This is a genomic window from Streptomyces kunmingensis, assembly GCF_039533535.1.
GTDB classification, from domain to species: domain Bacteria; phylum Actinomycetota; class Actinomycetes; order Streptomycetales; family Streptomycetaceae; genus Streptomyces; species Streptomyces kunmingensis.
On the sequence record NZ_BAAATS010000006.1, the window covers coordinates 219,614 to 241,880 of the forward strand.

Genomic DNA, 22,267 nt, shown 5'->3' on the forward strand with positions numbered 1-22,267 from the left:
TGCTCTCGCGTCGACGACGGGGACGTCGCAGTCAAGCGCCATCGGTCGATTACGGTCAAGTACGATCTCGGCACGCTCGGTTAACAACTGATGAAGACCCGCCTCTCCGGGAGAGGCGGGTCTCATGTGACGCGGGTGACGTGTTCAGTACGTCACTTCAGGACGGGCGGCGCCGCACCGGCCCCGGTCCCCCACTGCGAGGGCTCGCCGCCCACGGTGAAGGACAGGTTCCGCAGGCCCCGCAGGTCCTCGGTGGTCAGATACGTCTTGCCGTACGCGGCGCCGTCCGCACGGGCCGACTGGATGTACCGGTCGGTGTCGGAGGTGCCCGGCGCCTTCACCGTCAGCTTCCCCTCCGGGTAGTACCGGCGGTCCAGCGTGAGGTCGACCCGCTCGAAGACGGGCGTCGACAGGCCCCACGTGTCGGTGCCGGGCTGCACCGGGAAGATGCCGATGGACGACAGGACGTTCCAGGCGGACATGGTGCCCAGGTCGTCGTTGCCGGTCATGCCGGTCGGGGCGTCGGTGAACAGGGTCAGCGCGGCGTGCACCACATCGGTGGTCTTCCACGGCTGCCCGGTCGACAGGTACGTGTACGGGGCGATCAGGTCGGGCTCGTTCTGCGGGTTGTACTTGTCCGCGTTGTAGTAGTCGTACGGCCCGTTGACCCACACCTCGCGGGCGGTCTTCGCGGGGTCGGCGACCAGCTGGTCGTAGGCGAAGAAGGAGTCGAGGCGCTTGTTCGCCGCGTCCGTGCCGCCGATCAGCTCGACCATGCCGGACAGGTCCTGCGGCACGAGCCACTGGTACTGCCAGGACGTGCCCTCGTGGAACCCTTCGCTCTGCGCGGGGTCGGCGGGCCCGGTGAAGTTCCCGGCGGCGTCGCGCGCACGGAAGAACCCGGTCGAGGAGTCGAAGATCTTCCGGTAGTTCTGCGCCCGCTCGGCGTACCGCTTCGCGTCGGCCTTGTAGCCGAGTTCCTTGGCCATCTGGCCGAGCATGGCGTCGGAGAGGGCGTACTCCAGGGTGGCCGAGGCACCGTGGTCGTAGTCGGAGTCACCGGGCTTCACGTGCGCCCGGTCCTTGATGTAGGGCGCGAACCCGTCGGCCAGGTACTCCTTGTTGGCCTCGCGGCCCACCGGCGCGGAGTCGGCCGGCGGCACGCCGTCGGCGTTCTTCTTCAGCGCGCGGTACGCGTCCTCCTCGTGCCCCTTCAGCAGCCCCTGCTGGTAGGCGTTGGTGAGGAACGGGGTGACGGGGTCGCCGGTCATGATGTTGGTCTCGACCGTGCCGTAGCCCCACTTGGGCAGCCAGCCGCTGTCCTTGTCGATCTGGATGACCGACAGGGCCATGTCCCGCGACTCGCTCGGCGCGAGCAGTGACAAGAGCTGCGCCTGGGTGCGGTAGGTGTCCCAGAGGGACCAGTTCTGGTAGTACGTGAAGCCCTTGGCGCGGTGGGTCTTCTGGTCCCAGCCGGTGTACCGGCCGTCGACGTCGCTGCCGACGTTCGGCGCGAGGAACGAGCGGTACAGCGAGGAGTAGAAGGTGCGGCGCAGGGTGGAGCTGCCGCCCTGGGCGCGTACGTCGCCGAGGCGGTCCTCCCACGCGGCGGTGGCGGCGCGGTGCACCTTGTCGAAGGAACGGCCGCCCTCCGCACGGAGGTTGAGGGCCGCGCCCTTGGCGTCGACGTAGGAGATGGCGGTGGTCGCCTCGACGGTGCGGTCCTTGCCGGTGTCGAAGCGGAGGTAGGCGCCGTTGCGTTCGGCGTCGGCCTCCGAGGTCTTCGAGCCGGCGGTGACCGTGTCGCCCTTCCAGGTGCCGGACGTGGTGAACGGGCGGTCGAACTTCGTGACCGTGTAGAGCGTGTACGCCTTGGTGTCCTGGCAGAAACCGCTGCCGGTGATGGCGGTGCGCACGGTGCGGCTGTCGAGGATCTCGACCTTGGTGTGCAGGGTCTTGTGCAGCGACTGGCCCGCGTTGATCAGGACGTTGGCCTTGTCGGTGGCCGGGAAGGTGTAGCGCTGGACGCCGGTGCGCTTCGTGGCGCTCAGTTCGGCGTCGATGCCCGTCTTCAGGCCGACCTTGTAGTAGCCGGGCGAGGCCGTCTCGTCGTCGTGGCTGAACTCGGCGGCGTACTTCCCGTAGTCGGTGCTGGTGACGTCGCCGGTCGTCGGCAGCACCGGCAGGTCCCCGCCGAGGCCGCAGCCGACGCCGGAGATGTGGACGGTGGAGAAGCCGCGGATGTGGTTCTCGGAGTAGTCGTAGCCCGTGTTGTGACCGGTGTCGGGCGAGAACTGCACCATGCCGAACGGGACGGCGGCGCCGGGGTAGGTGTTGCCCTCGTTCTCGGTGCCGATGAACGGGTTGACCAGGTCGGTGAGCCGGCCCTGCGCGGGGGACGACGCGGCCTGCGCCATCGGCGCCCCGAGTCCCGTGCCGAGCAGAACGGCGGCTCCGAGCACGCCCAGCGCCCGGCGGGCGCGTCCGCCCGTCGTCAGCCTTCTCGTCGTACGCCTTGTCATCGTGCGCCTTTCGACAACGTTGTCAGTAAGCGCGCTCATTCTTCGTGCGTCTCGGGGGTCCGTCAAGATGTCAGACGCCACAGGTGGTCCTCCGTCCCGTTGTCACTGAACTGCACCACTTGGGCACTGTTCGCCGTGGACATCCCGTCCACGCCGAGCACCTTGCCGCTGTGCTCGTTGCGCAGCAGGAACCAGCCGTCCTCCTTCTCGACCCGGGTCCACAGCAGATCCGGGCGCCCGTCGTCCGCGTACTGGACCACCCAGGCGCTGTCGGCGGTCGCACTACCGCGTACAGCCAGGTACTTGCCGCTCTGCCCGTTGCGGATACGCAGCCTGCCGCCGCCCGCGTCGACGAGCTGCCAGGCGTGGTCACCGGTGCCGGAGTCGTCGAACTGCACGACCCGCGCGTCGTTGTCCGTGGACATGGAGTCGACGGCGAGGACCTTGCCGCTGTGCTTGTTCTGGATGCGCCGGTAAGGGGGCTCCGGCGTCCAGGGATGTCCGTCCGGGCTCGCCGTGGGGAACGACGTGATGCGCAGGCGGGCCGCGCCCATGGGCACCAGCGTGACGGTTTCGACGCTCGCACGGCTGCGGGCGGGGCTGGGCTGCAGCGGCGCCACGACGTGTTCGTCGTCCGCGATCCACTCGGGGATGCGGCGGGCCCGCGCGGCGAGCGTGACCGGCGTGCCGTCGAGGGTGAACGGGTTGGCGGGCAGCGGCCCGGACCTGCGCCGCAGCGTGGGCGAACTCCCGGGCACGAGGCCGTAGTTCCAGGTCGAGGCGGCGTGCACGTCGTACTCGGGGAAGGTGTCGTCGCCCCCGGTGCGCACGTACTTCTCGGTGATCTTCAGGGAGTAGGTGAGCGGGCCGTGGTCGACGCTGACGCTGTCGTGGTTGCGGCTCCAGGTGCGCAGGGTGGTGCGCTGGGGCAGCCGCAGGGTGACACGGTCGCCGTCGCGCCAGGTGCGCCGGATCTCGGCGAACGCCGGCCCCGGATTCGCGTGCGCCGTAAGGCCGTTGACGGCGAGGCGCGGTCGGTCGCACCAGCCGGGCACCCGCAGCCGCAGCGGGAAGTCGACGGGCCGGTCCGCGCGCACGGTCAGCGTGATCGTCTCGTCGAACGGGTAGTCCGTCTCCTCGGTGATGGTCACGGGGACGGAGCCCGCGCCCACCTCGGCCCGCACCTCGCAGGCGGAGTACAGGGCGGCGGCGAGCCCGCCGTCCGGGGTGGCCAGCCACAGTCCCTCGGTGAAGTAGGGCCATCCCATGCCGTAGTTGTGCGGGCAGCAGCGGTACTGGTCGACGCCCGGCTGGAAGGACTGCATGGCGAAGCCGTTCTGGAACTGCCCGTCCGTCTTGCGCGCGTTGTCGAGGTCGACGCCGTTGGCGCTGGTGACGTAGTGGATGCCCTTGCCCTGCGGGTCGAGCGACGCGGGCAGCATGTTGAAGGCGAGGTCCTCGACGCGGTCAGCCCACACGGGGTCGCCGGTGAGGCGGGTGAGCAGCTCGTGGCTGGCCATGAACTCGACGATGCCGCAGGTCTCGAAGCCCTGGCGCGGGTCGCCGAAGCCGGGCCGGCAGTTCTCGTCGCCGGCGATCCCGCCGCCCGCGAACTGCCCGTACTCGGCGAGGACTTGGTCGTACGTGCGGTACGTGGCCCGGACCAGGTCGTCGGCGCCGTCGGCCACCCACTGCGCGTACTGGGCGGGTTCGCGGAAGCCCTGGGCGATGTTCACGTTGTGCGGGGTGGGCAGCGCGCCGGTCCAGTCGGCGCCGTAGCGGTGCATCTTGTCCACGAGGCTCGCGAGGAAGGCTTCCCCGGTGCGGTCGTGCAGCCAGCGTGCGGTGTCGATGCCGTCGCCCCAGCGCACGGAGACCCAGCTGCTGTCGAAGGCGCCCTTGCCCTGGGTTTCCATGTACCGCAGGAAGCGGGTAAGGAACGGCACGATGCGGGCGTCGTGCGTGTACTCCTCGTAGGTGCGCAAGGCCATGAGGAGGGGCAGAAACGGCCAGAAGTCGGGGCCGCCGTTCAGTGAGGTGCGCAGGGCGCGCGGGCCGAAGAACCCGTCGGACTCCTGCGTGGCCAGGATTGCGTCGATCCAGCGCTTGCCGGTGGCGAGCGCCTCCGCGTCCCGGGTGGCGATCGCGAGCGGAACGAAACCCCTTAGCCAGTACGGGAGTTCCTCCCAGCCGCCGAGTTCGGGGTGGACCCAGCCGCTGGTGTCCATGTTCAGGAAGTGGGACTTCTGCTCGTAGCGGCCGCAGAGCCCCGCGAGCTGGAGTCTCAGCTGTCCGGCGAGCCAGCCGCGGGCGGTGATGCTGCCGACAGGGAGGCGGGTGAAGGCGTCGGGGGCGACGCCGGCCCGCGCGGCGGCCGCGGCCGGGGCCGCGTTCGCGAGGCCGGGTGCGCCGCCGAGCACCGCGGCGGCGGCCACGGTGCCGGTCTGGAGCACGCCACGTCGTGTCACGGTCATCTACTTGCTCCTCACGGGGGTGGTTGGAGCCAAGGGGATGGGGCGGGCCCGGCAGCCGCCGGACCCGCCCCGGGGGACGTCAGGGATCAGACGCAGTTCTGCACGGTCGCCTGCGAGGCGTCCTTGATCAGCTTCTGCTGCGCGTCGTGCACCCGCTTCACGTCCGGCTTGACGACGCTGCGGTCGTAGGTGATGAGGCCGTTCAGCTCACCCTCCACGTCGGAGATCTGCGTGTAGACGGCGCCGTTGCCGCCCTTGCAGGCCAGCGCGTGGACCTCGTCGAGCTTGGTGAGGTAGTCGTCCGTGTACGTCGCCGGGTCGACGTCGACGTAGGACTGCTGGACCGACCAGGCGTGGCCGGGCACGGCGAGGCCGAGGCCGCCGTACTCGCCCGCGACCAGGGCCCGCTTGCCGTCCGGGTGCGGAGGCAGCGCCGGGCTCGGGTAGCCGTGTTCGTCGAGGATGTCGCCGGTGCCGCCGTCACGGCCCAGGTTGATGCCCGACATCGAGTTGATCAGCCGGGTCGGGTCCCAGGCCTTGGCCTGGTCGGCGAGGCGCGCCTCGTCGTACTGACCCCAGCCCTCGTTCAGGGTGACCCACATGATGACCGACGGGTGGTTGGAGTGCTGGTCGATCATGATCTTCATCTCGCGCTCGAACTCGGCGCGGGCGGCGGTCGACGGGTTGACGCCGGCCGTCATGGCGGGCATGTCCTGCCAGACCAGCAGACCGAGCTTGTCGGCCCAGTAGAACCAGCGGTCGGGTTCGACCTTGATGTGCTTGCGGACGGAGTTGAAGCCCATCTGCTTGTGCATCTTCAGGTCGTACGCGAGCGCCTCGTCGCTGGGCGCGGTGTGCAGGCCGTCCGGCCAGAAGCCCTGGTCGAGCGTGGCCATCATGAAGGTGGGCTTGCCGTTGAGGACGGTGCGCGGGGTGCCGTTCACGTTCTCGACGGCGATGGAGCGCATCCCGAAGTAGCTGCCGACACGGTCCTTGCCGACGCTCACCTTGAGGTCGTAGAGGAACGGGTCGTCCGGGGTCCACAGGTGCGGCTTGCTGATCTTGAGGGTGAGCGGCTTGCCGGAGACACCGGTGACGGTGGCGACCTTGCGCTTGCCCGCGTACGCCGTGGCCTTGACCGGGAGGCCGGCCTTCACGCCCGTGGTCTCGACCGCCACGCTGCCGGTCTTGACGTCCGGCGTGAGCTTGAGGTCGGTGACGCTGTCCTTGGCGACCGGCTCCATCCACACCGTCTGCCAGATACCCGACGACGGGGTGTACCAGATGCCGCTCGGGTCCAGGCGCTGCTTGCCGATCGGCGGGTTCTCACCGTCGGCGGCGTCGGTCGGGTCGTAGACGCCGACGATCAGCTCCTGGGTACGGCCCGGCTTCAGCGCGTCGGTGATGTCGGCGCTGAACTTGTCGTAGCCGCCCTTGTGGTCCGCGACCTTCTTGCCGTTGACGTAGACCTCGGACTTCCAGTCGACGGCGCCGAAGTTCATCTGGAGGTCCTGGCCCTTGCCGACCTTCCAGTCCTTGGGGACCGTGAAGGTGCGGCGGTACCACATGCGGTCCTCGTGGCGCTCGATCCCGGAGAGCTGGGACTCGACCGGGTAGGGCACGAGGATCTTCTCGGCGAGCTTCTTGCCGGTCGGGACGGGATCGCCGTCCTTGGCTGCGGCAAATTCCCAACTGCCGTTCAGGTTCTGCCAGTCCGAGCGGGTCAGCTGGGGGCGCGGGTACTCGCGGTGGGCGTTCTTGGGCGTGACCTCGTCACCCCACATGGTGGACAGCTGATGCGTGGAGTGGTTCGGCCCGCTGGACCAGAACGATCCGACGGCCTTGCCGTCGCTGCCGGTCAGACCACCCTTGCCGTCGTAGTTCACATCGGCGAGGCCCGGCGCGTCGCCGTCCTTGTTGCCGACGACGGGCTCCGTCAGGTTCACGAGCAGGGCCCGCGGGTCCTTCGGGTCGGTCTTGACGCTCTTCAGCGGCCACTTGGCGCCGCCGATCACCGCGGTGAGGTGGTCGTTGACCTCTCCCGGCACGGCGCCGAGCTTCTGCGCGAAGTCGAGCTTGAGGGTGCGGCCGTCGCCGAGCACGGTGGTGCCGATCGCGCCGTCGTACGCCCAGTCGTCGGGGATACGGAACGCGGAGGAGGGGATCGCCTCCTTCTTCTCGCCCGGCTCGGTCCAGCGCACGTGCAGGTTGGACCCGCCGTAGTGCTCGAAGTACTCGACCTTGAAGTTCACCGCCTGCCCGGCGGTCAACTGGACTGCCTGGGACGTCTGTTCCTTGTCCCAGTCGTCGACCCAGTGGTCGATCACGAGCTTGTCGTCGACCCAGAGGCGGAAGCCGTTGTCGCCGGAGATGGAAAACGTTGTCAGGCCGGTCTTCTCCGGGACCAGCTTTCCGGTCCAGCGGACGTTCGCGTCGTCGCCGCTGCCGGTCGCCGACTGGAGCCGGGAGTCCAGGCTGCCGAAGTCGAGCTTGGGGTCGAAACCGGTGGCCTTCAACTCGTCGAAGTCAAAGGCTCCCGGTGCGGATTGGGTGTAGTACTCGCCCTTGAGCCCATGCGGCACGACCGGCTCGTCCGCGGCCGTGGCGGAGGGCGCCACGGTGAGTGCGGTGAGACCGAGTGCCGCGGTGAGCAGCGGGGCCAGATGTCGGCCATGACGTCTGAGGGTTCTGGTGCGCACGGATCCTCCAGTGCTGGACGCGTCCGGTGGAACACGTCGAGGAAGGGTGGCGGCTCGCCGCTCTAGTCGGTACAACTCGTCTGTACAACGTTGGAAGGAACGGCAGTTGGCATGACAGCACGCAATCCCGCGTGCTGTCCAGGGGCATGACATGCGCGCCCGAACGAGCGGGCGCGACAAGCGATGGGAGAATCCGTGCGGGTGAGCCTCAAGGATGTCGCGGAGCGCGCGGGCGTCTCGATCAAGACCGTCTCGAATGTCGTGAACAACTACCAGCACGTCACGCCCGCGATGCGCGCCCGCGTCCAGCTCGCCATCGACGAACTCGGCTACCGGCCCAACCTGACCGCCCGCAACCTGCGCAAAGGGCGTACGGGGATCATCGCCCTTGCCGTGCCCGAGCTGGGCAACCCGTACTTCGCGGAGCTCGCGGGCGCCGTGATCGACGCGGCCGCCGAGCACGACGTCACGGTGCTGCTCGATCACACGCGGGGCGACCGTGAGCAGGAGGTTCTGGTCAGTCAGGGGTTCCGGGCCCGGGTGATCGACGGGCTGATCCTGAGCCCGCTGGAGCTGGAGGCGGAGGATCTGCGCGGCCGGGACGACGATGTGCCGCTGGTGCTGCTCGGCGAACGGGAGTACGACCTGCCCTACGACCACATCGCGATCGACAACGTCTCGGCGGCCCGCACGGCCGTGCGGCATCTGCTCGGGCGGGGCCGCACCCGGATCGCGTACCTGGGCGAGCGCACCGATTCGGCGAATCAGCCGGCGCATCTGCGACTGGCGGGCTGGCGGGCCGAGTTGACGGAGGCGGGGCTTCCGGCGCCGGAGTCGCAGGTGGGGGCGACGGGCGGCTGGGACCGGGGCGACGGGGCCGAGGCGATGGCGCGGATGCTGGACTCGGGGGTGCGGCCGGATGCCGTCTTCGCCTACAACGACCTGGTCGCCATCGGTGCGATGCGGGTACTGCACGAGCGGGGCCTGCGGGTTCCGTGGGACGTGGCGGTGGTCGGATTCGACGACATCGCGGAGGGCAGGTTCGGGGCGGTCACGCTGACCACGATCTCGCCGGACAAGCAGGCGATCGCCCGGCTCGCGGTGCAGTCGCTGCTGAACCGTCTGGAGCATCCTGAGGAGCACTCGGGGCGTGAACTCGCCGCCGCATACCGGCTGATCGAGCGCGAAAGCACCCTCGGCCGCCGCTGACATTCCGGGCTGCCGCGGCGGGGTGCGCGGCCACGAGTAGCTGCACAGGGTCTGGACAGCATCCTTCCAACGATGTAAAAACCTCCCCTGTACCGCTGTTTCGACTGGTCGAACACATCCACCCCGTCAGCGCGTTGACGCGCCGGGCCGTGCCGTTTTGGGGACCACCACATGACGCAGACCGCACGATTTCGCCGTACTTCCTCCCAGGCCCTGCTCGCCGCCGGCCTCGTCGCGAGCCTCGCGCTCGCCACCGGATGCGCCAAGTCCGAGGACGACAACTCCGATTCGGACAAGGGGAGTTCCAGCGCGCAGAACGAGAACGCCGGGCAGGAGGTGGCCTCCCCCGGCACCGGCGAGACCTGCGACATCTCCACGTACGGCGGCAAGAAGCTCGACCTGAAGGGCGCCACCGTCGGGTTCTCGCAGTCCGAGAAGGAGGCCAACCCGTTCCGTATCGCCGAGACGGCCTCCATCAAGGCGGAAGCCGAGAAGCGCGGTATCAAGCTGCTGACGGCCAACGCGCAGTCGCAGTTCTCCAAGCAGATCAGCGACGTCCAGGACCTCATCGCCAAGGGTGCGGACCTGCTGGTCATCGCGCCGCTGAACTCCGACGGCTGGGAGCCCGTGCTGCGCGCGGCCGGCGCCAAGCACATCCCGATCGTCACCGTCGACCGCAAGATCAACGCGGCGGCCTGCAAGGACTACGTGTCCTTCATCGGCTCGGACTTCGTGGAGCAGGGCAAGCGCGCCGCGGACCAGATGATCGAGGCGACCGGCGGCAAGGGCACCATCGCGATCCTGCTCGGCGCGGCGGGCAACAACGTGACCACCGAGCGCACCAAGGGCTTCGAGGACCAGATCAAGGCGAAGGCGCCCGGTCTGAAGGTCGTCTTCAAGCAGACCGGCGAGTTCGCCCGCGAGAAGGGCCAGCAGGTCACCGAGCAGCTCATCCAGTCCAAGCCCGACATCAGCGGTATCTACGCCGAGAACGACGAGATGGGCCTGGGCGCCGTCAACGCGCTCAAGAGCGCGGGCAAGAAGGCCGGTGCCGTCAAGATCGTCACGGTCGACGGCACGCGCAACGCGGTGCAGGGCATCGTCGACGGCTGGATCTCCGGCGTCATCGAGTCCAACCCGCGCTTCGGTCCGCTCGCCTTCCAGACCCTGGACTCCTTCACCAAGGGCGACAAGGTCGGCCAGGACATCGTTATCAAGGACAGCGCGTACACCGGGGACAACGCCAAGACGGATCTGAACAAGGCGTTCTGACATGTTGTCCGCAAAGAACCTCAGCAAGACGTTCCCCGGCGTGCGCGCTCTCGACGGTGTCGACTTCACCGCGCGCGCCGGGGAGGTGCACGCCCTCATCGGGGAGAACGGGGCGGGCAAGTCCACGCTCATCAAGGTCCTCACCGGCGTGTACCAGCCCGACCCGGCCGCCGACAGCGACGGCGGGACGCTCACCTACGACGGCCGCGAGGTCAGTTTCTCCACCCCTCTCGAAGCACAGCACGCGGGGATCTCCACCATCTACCAGGAGGTCAACCTCGTCCCCCTGATGAGCGTGGCCCGCAACCTGTTCATGGGCCGCGAGCCGCGCGGAAAGCTCGGCCTGATCGACTTCCGGCGCATGCACCGGGAGGCGGACGCGGCCCTGCGCGACCTGGGTGTGCGCGTGGACGTGCAGCGCCCCTTGCGCGAACTCGGCATCGGCGCCCAGCAGATGGTGGCCCTGGCCCGCGCGGTCTCGGTCGACGCGAAGGTCGTCATCATGGACGAGCCGACGTCGTCGCTGGAACCGCGCGAGGTGCAGACGCTCTTCGGAGTCATCCGCATGCTGCGCGAGCGCGGCATCGCCGTCGTCTACGTCAGCCACCGCCTCGACGAGCTGTACGAGGTCTGCGACGCGGTCACCGTGCTCCGGGACGGCAAGCTCGTGCACACGGGCAAGCTGGCCGACCTGGACCGGCTGCGCTTGGTCTCGCTCATGCTGGGCCGCGACATCGGCGACGTACAGGACGAGGGCCTCACCAAGTTCTCCGGCGAACACGACGCGGCGGCCGAACCCATCCTGCGTGCACAGGAGTTGACGGTTCAGCACCAGCTGCACGGCGTCTCGCTGGAGGTCCGTCCCGGGGAGGTCGTCGGCCTCGGCGGTCTCCTCGGCTCCGGACGCAGCGAGACGGCGAAGGCCATCGCGGGCGCGCTGCCCACGGACAGCGGCCGGGTCACGGTGGCGGGCGCCCAGGTGCGTACCGGCTCCACGCCCGCCGCGATCCGGGCCGGTATCAGCCTGCTTCCCGAGGACCGCAAGGCCGAGGGGATCGTGCCGGGTCTGTCGGTGCGCGAGAACATCGCGCTCGCCGCGCTGCCGGGCCTGTCCCGGTTCGGCCTCGTCGACGAGGCCCGGATCGACCGCATCGTCGACACGTTCGTCAAGCGCCTGCGCATCAAGTCGGCCGGACCGCACCAGAAGGTGGGCGAACTGTCCGGCGGCAACCAGCAGAAGGTGCTGCTCGCGCGCTGGCTCGCGATGAACCCGAAGGTGCTGCTCCTCGACGAGCCGACCCGTGGCATCGATGTCGGCGCCAAGGCCGAGGTGCAGAGACTCATCGACGAGCTGGCGGACGACGGGCTCGCCGTCCTGCTGATCTCCTCCGACACGGAGGAGCTGATCGAGGGCTCGGACCGGGTCGTCGTCCTCAAGGACGGCGCGGTGGTCGCGGAGCTGACCGGTGACGCGGTCACGGAGGACCGACTGATGCGTGCCATCGCCGCAACCCCCGCTGGAGGGCCGACCGTTGACTGACCTGTCGCTCGGCAGGGCGGGCGTCGACCGCGCCCGGCTCCTTCGCCTGCTCCAGGAGTACGGCGTCTACGCCGGCGTCGCCGTCCTGCTCCTGGCCAACATCGCCTTCACCCCGCACTTCCTGTCGGCGGAGAACTTCCGCACCCAGGCCGTGCAGGTCGCGCCGGTCCTCATCGTGGCGCTCGGCATGGCGCTCGCCATCGGCACCGAGGGCGTCGACCTGTCGGTCGGCTCCGTGATGGCGCTCGCCACCTCGCTGATCTCCCTCTACCTCGGCTACGGGGTGTGGATCGCGCTGATCGCCGCGCTCATCGGCGGCGCCGTGATCGGCGTCGCGAACGGCGCGCTCATCGCGTTCATCGGGGTCCAGCCCATCGTCGCCACACTGGCGCTGATGGTCGCGGGCCGCGGTCTCGCCCTCGTGCTGCTGCCTCAGCTCAAGGACGTCCGCGACCCGGGCCTGCGCTCGCTCGGCACCGGGGACGTGCTCGGCATCCCCTATCTCGTACTGATCGCGGCGGCCCTCGCGCTGCTCGTCGCCTTCGTCGTGCGGCGCACCACGTTCGGCCGCCAGCTCCTCGCGATCGGCGACAGCCGTCCGGCCGCGAAGCTCGCGGGCCTGCCGGTGCGGCGGGTCCTGATCCTGGTCTACGTCGTGTCGGGCGTGCTCGCCGCGACCGCCGGTGTCCTGGCCACCGCCCGCCTCACCGCGAGCGACCCGACCTCGCTCGGCAATCTGATGGAACTCTCCGCGATCACCGCGGTCGTGGTCGGCGGCACCCCGCTGACCGGCGGCCGGGTGCGTATCGGCGGCACCGTCGCCGGCGCGGTCCTCATCCAGCTGCTGACGGCCACGCTCATCAAGCACGACCTGCCGCCGTCGTGGACGCAGATCGCCCAGGCCGTGGTGATCGTGCTCGCCGTCTACGCGGCCAGGGAACGGGGGAAGCGATGACGATGACCGATGTCGAAGCGGCACAGCCGGCCAAGGACGCCGCGGAGGAACCGCTCGGCGCGACGCGCGCAGAACGGCTGAGCGCGCTCGCCCAACAGCACGGCGCCCTGGTCACACTGGTGATCGCGGTGATCGCCGCCTCGCTCTCCTTCGACACGTTCCTGACCGGCGACAACCTGGAGAACATGGCGCTGTCGTCCGCGTTCCTCGCGGTCGTCGCGCTCGGCATGACCTTCGTGATCATCACGGGCGGCATCGACCTCTCGGTCGGTTCACTGTTCGCGCTCGGCGGTGTCCTCGCGGCCTGGGGCTCGCAGTACGGGACGCTGGTGGCGCTGCTGCTGCCGCTCGCGGTGTGCGGTCTGATCGGCCTGGTCAACGGGCTGCTCATCGCCCGCTCACGCCTCGCCCCCTTCATCGTGACCCTCGCGGCGATGCTCGGCGCCCGCGGCATCCTCCTGGCCATCACCGACGAGGGCTCGAAGACGTACCTCGTCGACAAGTCGACGGTCTTCGCCTCGCTCGGCCAGGAGAAGCTGTTCGGGATCGGCCTGCCGGTCTGGATCACGCTCGCCCTGTTCGTGCTCGGCGCGGTGGTGCTCCGCCGGACCCGGTTCGGACAGTACGTGTATGCCGTCGGCGGCAATGAGGACGCGGCGGCCCTGATGGGCGCGCCGGTGGCCCGCACGAAGATCGGCGTGTACACGCTGTCCGGTCTGTGCGCGGGCCTGGCCGGCGCGCTGAACGCGGCCTGGCTGGTGTCGGGCGTGACGATCCTCGGCTCCGGCATGGAGCTGGAGGCGATCTCGGCGGTCGTCATCGGCGGCACCCTGCTGACGGGCGGGTTCGGGTTCATCAGCGGTTCTCTGGTGGGCGTGCTCCTCCTCAAGGTGATCCAGAACGTGATCAACCAGATCGGGTCGCTCGACTCCGCCTATCAGCAGGTGGTCAGCGGGGCGTTCCTGGCGCTCGTGGTGATCGCGCAGACGTGGCTGGGACGGCGGCGCCGGGTGCTGTGAGGCCCGACTTCGGTCTGCGGGCGAGCAGTTGGAGCCCCACCGCGAGCGCGCAGACCAGGCCTCCGCAGGTCCAGATCGTCAGATACGCGGCCAGCGTCGGGGTGTCCGTCGAGCCGATGACCAGGGCGCCGAGGGCGACCGCGAAGGCGGCGCCGCCGATGCTGCCGCCGAGTGTCTTGAGGTTGTTGTAGACGGCTGTGGCGCTGGCCGTGCGGTCGGCGGGGCTGCCCTCCACGATGACGGTGGGCAGTCCGCCGAGCGCGAGCCCGCAGCCGAAGCCGATCAGGGCGTTGGCGACGGCGAACGGCACGAGCCCGCCATGCAGGACGATCAGTCCGAGGTACCCGGCCGTGAGCAGGGCGAACGCCAGCAGGAGCAGCCGCCGGTACCCGATGCGGACGGCGAGCGCGGCGCACAGCGCGGACCCGGCGAAGGCCGTGATGTTCGGGGCGACCCCGTAGAGGCTGATCTGCCAGGCGGCGAGGTCGAACCCGTATCCCTCGTCGCCCGTCGACGCGGCCATGAAGCTGACGGCGACGCTCTGCCCGCCGAGCATCACGGCGCCGAGCACGAATCCGGACGCGTAGTACGGGGCGCTCTGCGGGCGCGCAAGGGCGCGGACGTCCACCAGGGCGTGCGGGCGGGCGAGTTGGAGCCGGGTCCATATACAGAGGAGGACGACGGCCAGGAGCAGGCCGCCTAGCGTGGGCGCGGACAGCCAGCCCCAGGCGGAGCCGCGGGATACCGTGCCGAGCAGGACGACCAGGGCGAGCGCGAGCAGGGCCGCGCCGGACCAGTCCATGCGGCCGCTCGCGCGGGTGCGGGACTCGGGGACCGCGGTGAACGACACGGCGACGCAGGCCACGGCGAGCGCCGCGAGCGCGAACAGGGTGGCGCGCAGGTCGCCGAGGAGCGAGAGCAGGGGGCCGACGAGGGCGTGGCCGAGGACGGTGCCGAGGGTGAGGGAGCCGACCAGGAGGCCTACGGCCCGGCGCCCGCCGTCGACGGTGAGCCGGTCCCGTACGAGGCCGATCTCCAGGGGCAGGAGCGCGGCGAGGGGGCCCATCAGGGTGCGGCCCAGGAGCAGGACGCCGAGGTTCGGGGCGCAGGCCACGAGGAGAGTGCCGGCGGCGATCGTGCCGAGGGCGACGCGGACCATGCGCCGGTGCCCGTACAGGTCTCCGAGGCGCCCGAAGGCGGGCACGCTGATGGCGGCGGCGAGGTACTGCACGGTGGTGAACCACTGGGCCTGGCCCGTGCTGATGCCCTGCCACTTCTGGACGTCGGGGACCAGGGGCACGGCGGCGCCCTGAAGGAAGCCGCTGATCAGCTCGAAGGCGACGAGCAGGCCGACGACGGCGCGGACCTTGGGGGCAGGTGTTCCGGCCGGCGCGCTCATGCCGCGGCTCCGCGTGCGAGACGCTCCTCGGCGAGCACGGTGAGCAGGGCGGCCTGGCGCTGGAGGACCCGGTCGTCGAAGACGGCGAGCGGCGAGTGGTTCATGGGTGCGGTGGCGGCGTCGACGCCCTCGGGGGCGGCGCCGACCAGGAGCATCGCGCCGGGGGCGCGCTGGAGGACGAACGCGAAGTCCTCGGAGCCGTTGGCCGGGTCGGGTGCCTGCCACACCTGGGTCGGGCCGAGCAGGTCGCGCGCGGTGTCGAGGGCGAAGGCGGTCTCGCCGGGGTCGTTGACGGTCACCGGGTACATGACGTCGTAGACCACCTCGGCCTCGACGCCGTGTGCTTCGGCGATGGAGCGGACCAGGCGGGGCAGCCCCTCGACGAGTCGCTCGTGGGCCTGTTCGGAGTAGCTGCGTACGGTGGCCTGGAACTCGGCGGTCTCCGGGATGACGTTCTGCTGGGTGCCCGCGTGGAAGGTGCCGACGGTGACGACGGCCGGGTCGAAGAGGTCGAAGCGGCGCGTCACCCAGGTCTGCATCGCGGTGACGATCTCGCAGGCTACGGGGATGGGGTCCTTGGCGCTGGCGGGCGTCGAGCCGTGGCCGCCCTTGCCGCGGACCGTGACGCTGAGGACGTCGGAGGCGGAGGTGACGGTGCCGGGCCGGGTGGCGACGAGGCCGCCGGGCAGCCGGTTGGCGGCGACGTGCAGGGCGAACGCGGCATCCAGGGGTTTGCCGGCGGCGTCCAGGACGCCCTCCTCGATCATGGCGCCCGCGCCGTTGTGCCCCTCCTCCCCCGGCTGGAACATGAACACGACGTCGCCGTGGAGGTGTTCGCGGCGCTCGGCGAGCAGCGTCGCCGCGCCGACGAGCCCGGCGGTGTGCAGGTCGTGGCCGCAGGCGTGCATCGCGCCCGGCACCTGGGACATGTAAGCGACCCCGCTCTTCTCGGTGACGGGCAGGGCGTCCATGTCACCGCGCAGGAGCACGGCGCCGCCGGACCTGCCGCCGCGCAGCACCGCGGTGACGGAGCTGAGGTCCTTGCCGAGGGTGATCTCCAGGGGCAGCCCGTCGAGGGCGGTGAGGACCTTCTCCTGGGTGCGGGGCAGATCGAGGCCGAGCTCGGGTGCGCGGTGCAGGGCGCGCCGCAGCTCGACGAGTTCGGGCTGGAGCTCCGCGGCGCGTTCGGTGATCGACATACGGGGATGAACCTCCTGGTACGGTCCGGCGGGACGGCGGGGAATGGCGTTCAGGGTGGAGCCCTGGCGCAGGTAAGGGTCGCAAATCGCAGGGAAAACGCAGGGGTGGGTCGATGGCGCAGGAATTCGGCGGAGTGCTCGACGGCCTCGATCAGGCCCTCGTGCATGCTCTGCAGATCGCGCCGCGGGCCGGGTGGGCCAGGGTCGGCGCGGCGATCGGGGTGGATCCGGTGACGGTGGCCCGACGCTGGGCCCGCCTGACGCGAGCGGGGGCCGCCTGGGTCAGCTGTCATCCGGCGCCGGTCGTCGCCGACTCCGGCCAGGGGTGCCTGGCGTTCGTCGAGGTCGACTGCGCGAACGGCCGCCTCCCCGATGTCGCCCGCGCCCTGACGGCGGAGCGGCACGTGGCGGCGGTCGAGCACGTCAGCGGCGGACGCGACCTGTTGCTCACGGTGTTCGCGCCGCACCTCCCGGCGCTCACCCGCTGGGTCACCCACCGCCTCGGCTCGCTCGAAGGCATCGTCGCCACGCGCACCCATCTGGCGAGCACCGTCTACACGGAAGGCAGCCGGTGGCGGCTGCGCGCGCTCGACTCCGCGCAGGTCGCCCGCCTCACGGGCTCGGCGCCCGCCCGCGCGGACGCGCAAGTGTTCGCGCTGACCGATCTCGACCACGCGTTGCTCGCCGAGTTGTCCGTGGACGGCCGGGCGAGCCACCGCGTCCTGGCCGAGCGGTGCGGGACCAGCCCGGACACGGTGCGCCGCCGCGTGAACCGGCTGTTCGCCGCGGGCATGGCGCAGACCCGCTGCGAGGTGGCCCGGCCGCTCTCGGAGTGGCCGGTGTCGCTGATCCTGTGGGGACAGGTGGCGGCCGGTGATCTGCGAGGGGTGGCCGAGCAGGTCACGGGCGCGCGTGAGGTGCGGCTGTGTGCGGGGGTGGTGGGCCGCCACAACCTCAAGGTGATCGCGTGGGTCCGCTCGCTCGACGACGCGCAGCGCTTTGAGGTGCGGCTCGCCGAGCGCGTCCCCGCCCTGACGGTGGTGGACCGGGCGGTGGCACTGTGGCCGATGAAGCTGAACGGCCATCTCCTGGACGAACGCGGCTACCGCGTCGGCGCCGTGCCGATCGACGTCAGAGGGGTGGCGCCGGACTGAGCGGATTGCGAGACGGTGCTGCCGGCACGAGCGGGCTTGAAGACGGTGGCGTCGGCATGAGCAGGTTCCGGGCGATGCCGTTCTTCTGGATCTCGGAGGATCCGGTGAGCACCCGGAACATCCGTAGCCTGCGGAAGATCCACTCCACTTCGGCGCCGCGCACAAGCCCCGCCTTGCCGTGGATCTGCACGGCCTCGTCGGCGATACGGAACGCGTTCTCGGCGACGAACAGCTTGCACATGAACGCCTCCGTACGGGGTTTCGCCCCGGCGTCCAGGGCGGCGAGCGCGTCGTAGGTCATGCTGCGGGCCGCGTAGTAGGCGGTGGCCATGTCGGCGAGCTTGTGCTGGACCGACTGGAGCGCGCCGAGCGGGGCGCCGAAGACCTGCCGGGTGCGGGCGAAGTCGAGTGTCAGGTCGAGGGCGCGGCGGGCGAGCCCGAGGACGGTCGGGCAGTGCAGGAGCCGGTTGGTGGTGACCCGGCCGAGCCCGATGCGCAGCCCGTCCCCCACCGAGCCCAGCAACTGCCCTGGTCCGACACGGCAGTTGTCGAGCACGATGTCGGCCTCGATGTGCTCCCCTGACATCGGGGTCTGTCCGGGCAGCACCGTGCAGCCCGGCGCGTCGAGATCGACGAGGAACGCGGAGAACACCGGCTCGGCGTCGGATTCCTCCGTCGCCCCGCCCGCCATCCGCGCGATGAGCACGGAGAAGTCGGCGAACGGGCCCGCGGACGAGAACACCTTGTGCCCGGTGAGACGCCAGCCGTCCCCGTCCGGTACGGCGACCGTCGTCATGGCCCGTACGTCGGACCCGGCGTCGGTCTCGGTCAGCGAGAAGCAGCAGGCGCGTTCGCCGCGGACGACGGGCAGCAGGTACTTCTCCAGCTGGTGTCCGGTGGCGTACTCGATGATGGACCCGGCGCGCAGCGGCCCGCCCATGTCGCCGAGCACGCTGTGCTGGAGGATCCGCCCGGAGGCGCCCACCTCCTCCTTGAGGGCGGCGAGTTCGGTGTGGGTGAGGCCGAGGCCGCCGTGTTCGGGTGGCAAGTGGACCCCGTAGAAGCCGAGTTCGCGGCTGCGGCGCCAGACGGGTTCGAGGACGGCGCGGGTGTAGGTGCTCTCCGGGACGAGCCCCGCTTCGGCCTCGTAGGCGGCGAGTTCACCGTCGAGGTAGTCGCGCAGGCGGTCCACGAGGTCTTGCAGGCGCGGGTTGTCGTCGTAGGACGGGGTGAGGGTGAAGGGCATGACGGCGCTCTCCTGTCGGCCGGGGGTCAGTGGACGCGGCGTTCGGCGCCGGCCCAGTGGCGGGCGCGGACGGCGCGGCGGTCGATCTTGCCGTTGCGGTTGACGGGGAGCGCGTCGACGAACTCCACGGACCGGGGCTTCTTCACCCGTGCCAGGCGCTCGGCGCAGAACGCGACGATCTCGTCCTCGCCGACGTCGGCACCCGGCCTGCGGACGACGACGGCTTTGACGGCCTCGCCCCAGTGCTCGTCGGGGACTCCGACCACACACACCTCGGCGAGCGCGGGATGCGTGTACAGGACGGCCTCGACCTCGCTGCAGTACACGTTGTAGCCACCGGAGATGATCATGTCTTTCTTGCGGTCGACGATGAAGAGATAGCCGTCCGCGCGCAGATGTCCCAGGTCACCGGTGTGCACCCAGCCGTCCTTGAAGGTCTGCGAGGAGAGTTCGGGTTCGTGCCAGTACTCCCGTACGCAGTCGGGTCCGCGAGCGATGACCTCGCCGACGGTCCCCGCGGGCACGGCCGCGCCGGTCTCGTCCACGATCCGTACCTCGGTGTCGTAGACGGGTCGGCCGCAGGACAGCAGCAGGTCGGGGTCGGTCGTGGTGCCCGCGAGGACGTCGTCGCGGGTGAGCAGCGTGATCCCGCTGGTCGTCTCGACCTGCCCGTACTGCTGGGCGACGATCGGCCCGAACGTCGCTACGGCGTCCCGCAGCCGCTGCGGCGCGACGGGAGCCCCGCCCACGTGCAGCGCTCTCAGGCTGGAGAGGTCGGCCGTGGCGGTGGCGGGGTGGGCGAGCAGCATGTTCAGCATCGTCGGCACGAGGAACGTCGAGGTGATCCGCTCCCGCTCGACGGTCCGCAGGAACAGTTCGGTGTCCCAGCGGGGCAGGACCACCACCGTTGAGCCGTTCGCCAGCGACGCGAGCAAGGGCATGCCGGGGGCGTGGGTGATGGGCCCGGCGGCGAGATAGCGCTCCCCGGCAGCGGGCGCGCTCTCCGAACTCATCATCCGCTTGCGCATGTTGGCGAGCCGGTTGCCCTGGGTCTGTACGGCGGCCTTGAGCCGGCCGGTGGAGCCCGAGGTGAAGTTGAGTACGGCGGGATCGTCCTCGCCGACCTCGACGGCGACGGCCGCCTCGTCCCCCTCCCCCAGCAACTCCTCGTACGTCAGGACGTCTCCGCCGTCGTACGTGATCAGCAGGCAGTCCGTGGTGGCCCTCCACTGTGCGGCGCGGGCCGTGTCGAGGCGCTCGGTGTCCACGAACAGCACGCGCACCCGGGCGTCGTCGAGGATGTGCGCGACCTCGTCGACGGAGAGCCGCGGGCTGATCGGCACGCGTACGAGCCCGCTCTTGCTCAGGGCCATCTCGGTCTCGACGGCCTGCGCGCAGTTGCCCGCGTAGGTCGCCACGGCCTGCCCCGGCGTCAGCCCGCGCCCGATGAGAGCGGAAGCGAGACGGTTGGTCGCCCCCTCCAACTCCCGGTACGTGAGCCTGCGTTCGCCGCATATCAGGGCTTCGCGATCGGGCTGGAAGGTACTGCTTCGAGTGATGTACGCACCCAGGTTCACGGGCTGCTCCCCTGCTCTCAGCCACGATCATCATCATGGCGGCCAGTAATGGACAGCGTGTACAGAAACCGTCGGGCTGTCAATGATCCGGTGTAGGCTGCCGCCACCGAAGGGGACGCGAGAGGAGCCGGGACCATGCCGCCGCAAGCGGGCGATCGACGAGTACGCCGCACGAGGCGCCTGCTGCGGGACGCACTGGTCTCACTGGTCCTGGAGCGGGGGTACGCGGCCGTGACCGTGGAGGACATCACTGAGCGGGCCGATCTGGGGCGGGCCACCTTCTACAGCCACTACACGGACAAGGACGATCTGCTCGACCGCGTGGTGACGGACCTGCTCGACGAGCTGGCGGAGCGGCTGCGTCCGCTGGAGCTCGGCTCCGAGGTGGGGTTCACCGGCAAGCCGGCCCTGGAGATCTTCCGGCACGCCCAGGAGGAGCGGGACGCCTACCGGATGATCCTGCGCGGCGAGGGCGACGGCCGGGCGCTGCGCCAGTTCACCGCGGCGCAGACGGAGGCGGCGGCCGGGGTCTTTTGGGCGCGCGCCGCCCACGAGGAGGTCACACCCCGGATCAGCGTCGAGGTACTGGCCCGCGCCTGGGTGGGCGAGCAACTAGCCGTGCTGCACTGGTGGTTGGAGTCGCAGCCCCGCCCGATGGAACCGGAGGAGGCCACGAAGATGCTGCTCGATCTGTCACTGCGCGGCCGCTACTGGGCCAACGGCTTCGAGGGCGAGCCGCCGGCCCAGGATGCGCAGTAGTCGGCCGCGTCAGCGCACCGCCTGGCCCTTGCCCAGGGCGATCACACCGTTCTTCGAGACCGTGTACAGCTCGGCGTCCCTGATCGGGTTGACGCCGATCGTCGCCCCGGCCGGGACCTCCACGTTCTTGTCGAGGACGGCGCCGCGCACGACCGCGCCCCGGCCGACCCGCACGTTGTCGTGCAGGACCGAGCTCTGGACGACCGCGCCGTCCTCGATCGTCACGCCCGGGGAGAGGACGGAGCCGGTGACCTGGCCGCGGATGACACAGCCGGGGCTGACGATCGACTCGCTCGCGATGCCCGCCGCGCAGAACTTCGCCGGGGGCAGCTGACCGGCGTGCGTGTAGATCGGCCAGCGCCGGTTGTCCAGGTTGAACATCGGCTCGTCCGAGATGAGGTCCATATGGGCCTCGTAGTACGTGTCGAGAGTGCCGACGTCACGCCAGTACGCGTGATCCCGGTCGGTCTCGCCCGGCACCCGGTTCTCGTCGAAGTCGTAGACCTGGGCGACACCGCGCTCGGTGAGCATCGGCAGGATCGAACCGCCCATGTCGTGCGCCGAGTCGTCGTCCTCGGCGTCCTGCTGCAACGCGTCGACGAGGGTCTTCGTGGTGAAGAGGTAGTTGCCCATCGAGGCGAACACCTGGTCGCCGCCACCGGGCAGCGGCGGCGGGTTCGTCGGCTTCTCCAGGAACGCCTCGACGCGGGTGCTGTCGCGGGCCGGTGTGATGATGCCGAAGGACGGGGCCTGGGCGCGCGGCACCCGGATGCCCGCGACGGTGACGCCCGCGCCGGACTCGATGTGCTGCGCGAGCATCTGCCGCGGGTCCATCCGGTACACGTGGTCGGCGCCGAACACCGCGATGAAGTCGGGCTGTTCGTCGTGGACGAGGTTGAGGGACTGCAGGATCGCGTCGGCGCTGCCCGAGTACCAGCGCGGGCCGAGCCGCTGCTGGGCCGGGACGGGTGTCACGTAGTTTCCGAGCAGGCTCGACATCCGCCACGTCGTGGTGACGTGCCGGTCCAGGGAGTGCGACTTGTACTGCGTCAGCACGCAGACCCGCAGGATGTCTCCGTTCACCAGGTTCGACAGGACGAAGTCGACCAGGCGGTAGGTGCCACCGAACACCACCGCGGGCTTCGCCCGGTCCGCGGTCAGCGGCATCAGCCGCTTCCCCTCTCCCCCCGCCAGTACGATCCCGAGTACCGAAGGCCCACCGCGCATGACCAGCCCCCTTCGA

15 protein-coding genes are annotated in these 22,267 nt (G+C 70.3%); 7 read left to right on the top strand and 8 right to left on the bottom strand.

Going from position 1 to position 22,267, the window contains the following annotated elements:
• Nucleotides 1-152: 152 nt before the first annotated feature.
• The 3 genes from ABD366_RS09335 to ABD366_RS09345 all read right to left on the bottom strand — a co-directional run bounded on the left by ABD366_RS09335 (nucleotide 153) and on the right by ABD366_RS09345 (nucleotide 7,695).
• Complete coding sequence (locus ABD366_RS09335) at nucleotides 153-2,417, bottom strand: GH92 family glycosyl hydrolase (protein WP_324766805.1); 2,265 nt, start codon at nucleotides 2,415-2,417, stop codon at nucleotides 153-155.
• A gap of 167 nt (nucleotides 2,418-2,584) precedes the next feature.
• Nucleotides 2,585-4,996: a beta-L-arabinofuranosidase domain-containing protein gene (locus tag ABD366_RS09340; protein WP_344441456.1), complete on the bottom strand. Its 2,412-nt coding sequence runs from the start codon at nucleotides 4,994-4,996 to the stop codon at nucleotides 2,585-2,587.
• Between the two features lie 86 nt (nucleotides 4,997-5,082).
• Complete coding sequence (locus ABD366_RS09345; RefSeq protein WP_324766294.1) at nucleotides 5,083-7,695, bottom strand: PA14 domain-containing protein; 2,613 nt, start codon at nucleotides 7,693-7,695, stop codon at nucleotides 5,083-5,085.
• A gap of 195 nt (nucleotides 7,696-7,890) precedes the next feature.
• Here ABD366_RS09345 and ABD366_RS09350 point away from each other — a divergent pair, with 195 nt between their 5' ends.
• From ABD366_RS09350 to ABD366_RS09370, 5 genes are all read left to right on the top strand, one after another.
• On the top strand, nucleotides 7,891-8,904 hold the full coding sequence (locus ABD366_RS09350; RefSeq protein WP_324766293.1) for a LacI family DNA-binding transcriptional regulator: 1,014 nt from the start codon (nucleotides 7,891-7,893) through the stop codon (nucleotides 8,902-8,904).
• Nucleotides 8,905-9,075: 171 nt separating this feature from the next.
• Nucleotides 9,076-10,176 (top strand): ABC transporter substrate-binding protein, encoded by a 1,101-nt coding sequence (locus ABD366_RS09355; protein WP_324766292.1) that lies wholly within the window; start codon nucleotides 9,076-9,078, stop codon nucleotides 10,174-10,176.
• Nucleotide 10,177: 1 nt separating this feature from the next.
• On the top strand, nucleotides 10,178-11,716 hold the full coding sequence (locus ABD366_RS09360; RefSeq protein ID WP_324766291.1) for a sugar ABC transporter ATP-binding protein: 1,539 nt from the start codon (nucleotides 10,178-10,180) through the stop codon (nucleotides 11,714-11,716).
• Complete coding sequence (locus ABD366_RS09365; protein WP_324766290.1) at nucleotides 11,709-12,671, top strand: ABC transporter permease; 963 nt, start codon at nucleotides 11,709-11,711, stop codon at nucleotides 12,669-12,671. Before ABD366_RS09360 ends, ABD366_RS09365 begins: the two co-directional genes overlap by 8 nt.
• A 2-nt stretch (nucleotides 12,672-12,673) precedes the next feature.
• On the top strand, nucleotides 12,674-13,690 hold the full coding sequence (locus tag ABD366_RS09370) for an ABC transporter permease (RefSeq protein ID WP_411293611.1): 1,017 nt from the start codon (nucleotides 12,674-12,676) through the stop codon (nucleotides 13,688-13,690).
• Here ABD366_RS09370 and ABD366_RS09375 read toward each other — a convergent pair.
• Nucleotides 13,620-15,089 (bottom strand): MFS transporter, encoded by a 1,470-nt coding sequence (locus ABD366_RS09375; protein ID WP_324766288.1) that lies wholly within the window; start codon nucleotides 15,087-15,089, stop codon nucleotides 13,620-13,622. The two genes, ABD366_RS09370 and ABD366_RS09375, sit on opposite strands and share 71 nt — an antisense overlap.
• Nucleotides 15,086-16,288 (bottom strand): M20 metallopeptidase family protein, encoded by a 1,203-nt coding sequence (locus tag ABD366_RS09380; protein WP_324766287.1) that lies wholly within the window; start codon nucleotides 16,286-16,288, stop codon nucleotides 15,086-15,088. Before ABD366_RS09380 ends, ABD366_RS09375 begins: the two co-directional genes overlap by 4 nt.
• A 113-nt stretch (nucleotides 16,289-16,401) precedes the next feature.
• Between ABD366_RS09380 and ABD366_RS09385 the strand changes: the two genes are divergently transcribed.
• Complete coding sequence (locus ABD366_RS09385; RefSeq protein ID WP_324766286.1) at nucleotides 16,402-17,442, top strand: Lrp/AsnC family transcriptional regulator; 1,041 nt, start codon at nucleotides 16,402-16,404, stop codon at nucleotides 17,440-17,442.
• On the opposite strand, the gene ABD366_RS09390 is transcribed toward ABD366_RS09385, so the two are convergent.
• Together ABD366_RS09390 and ABD366_RS09395 are read right to left on the bottom strand one after the other, a co-directional pair.
• Complete coding sequence (locus ABD366_RS09390; RefSeq protein WP_324766285.1) at nucleotides 17,420-18,688, bottom strand: acyl-CoA dehydrogenase family protein; 1,269 nt, start codon at nucleotides 18,686-18,688, stop codon at nucleotides 17,420-17,422. The genes ABD366_RS09385 and ABD366_RS09390 overlap by 23 nt on opposite strands.
• 26 nt (nucleotides 18,689-18,714) lie before the next feature.
• Nucleotides 18,715-20,265, bottom strand: a complete 1,551-nt coding sequence (locus tag ABD366_RS09395; RefSeq protein WP_324766284.1) for an acyl-CoA synthetase — start codon at nucleotides 20,263-20,265, stop codon at nucleotides 18,715-18,717.
• 135 nt (nucleotides 20,266-20,400) lie between these two features.
• Here ABD366_RS09395 and ABD366_RS09400 point away from each other — a divergent pair, with 135 nt between their 5' ends.
• The gene (locus tag ABD366_RS09400; RefSeq protein WP_324766283.1) at nucleotides 20,401-21,024 is read left to right on the top strand and encodes a TetR/AcrR family transcriptional regulator; all 624 of its coding nucleotides are present in this window, start codon (nucleotides 20,401-20,403) and stop codon (nucleotides 21,022-21,024) included.
• A 9-nt stretch (nucleotides 21,025-21,033) separates the two neighbouring features.
• Here ABD366_RS09400 and glgC read toward each other — a convergent pair whose 3' ends face one another.
• The gene (gene glgC, locus ABD366_RS09405) at nucleotides 21,034-22,251 is read right to left on the bottom strand and encodes a glucose-1-phosphate adenylyltransferase (protein WP_324766282.1); all 1,218 of its coding nucleotides are present in this window, start codon (nucleotides 22,249-22,251) and stop codon (nucleotides 21,034-21,036) included.
• Between the last annotated feature and the right edge of the window lie 16 nt (nucleotides 22,252-22,267).

What these genes read in the sequence shown, in the direction of transcription:
- ABD366_RS09375 (WP_324766288.1), bottom strand. Translation starts at nt 15,089, where the DNA reads ATGAGCGCGCCGGCCGGAACACCTGCCCCCAAGGTCCGCGCCGTCGTC.
- ABD366_RS09335 (WP_324766805.1), bottom strand. Translation starts at nt 2,417, where the DNA reads ATGGCGCAGGCCGCGTCGTCCCCCGCGCAGGGCCGGCTCACCGACCTG.
- ABD366_RS09400 (WP_324766283.1), top strand. Translation starts at nt 20,401, where the DNA reads ATGCCGCCGCAAGCGGGCGATCGACGAGTACGCCGCACGAGGCGCCTG.
- ABD366_RS09380 (WP_324766287.1), bottom strand. Translation starts at nt 16,288, where the DNA reads ATGTCGATCACCGAACGCGCCGCGGAGCTCCAGCCCGAACTCGTCGAG.
- glgC (WP_324766282.1), bottom strand. Translation starts at nt 22,251, where the DNA reads ATGCGCGGTGGGCCTTCGGTACTCGGGATCGTACTGGCGGGGGGAGAG.
- ABD366_RS09370 (WP_411293611.1), top strand. Translation starts at nt 12,674, where the DNA reads ATGACCGATGTCGAAGCGGCACAGCCGGCCAAGGACGCCGCGGAGGAA.
- ABD366_RS09385 (WP_324766286.1), top strand. Translation starts at nt 16,402, where the DNA reads ATGGCGCAGGAATTCGGCGGAGTGCTCGACGGCCTCGATCAGGCCCTC.
- ABD366_RS09360 (WP_324766291.1), top strand. Translation starts at nt 10,178, where the DNA reads ATGTTGTCCGCAAAGAACCTCAGCAAGACGTTCCCCGGCGTGCGCGCT.
- ABD366_RS09340 (WP_344441456.1), bottom strand. Translation starts at nt 4,996, where the DNA reads ATGACCGTGACACGACGTGGCGTGCTCCAGACCGGCACCGTGGCCGCC.
- ABD366_RS09390 (WP_324766285.1), bottom strand. Translation starts at nt 18,688, where the DNA reads ATGCCCTTCACCCTCACCCCGTCCTACGACGACAACCCGCGCCTGCAA.
- ABD366_RS09355 (WP_324766292.1), top strand. Translation starts at nt 9,076, where the DNA reads ATGACGCAGACCGCACGATTTCGCCGTACTTCCTCCCAGGCCCTGCTC.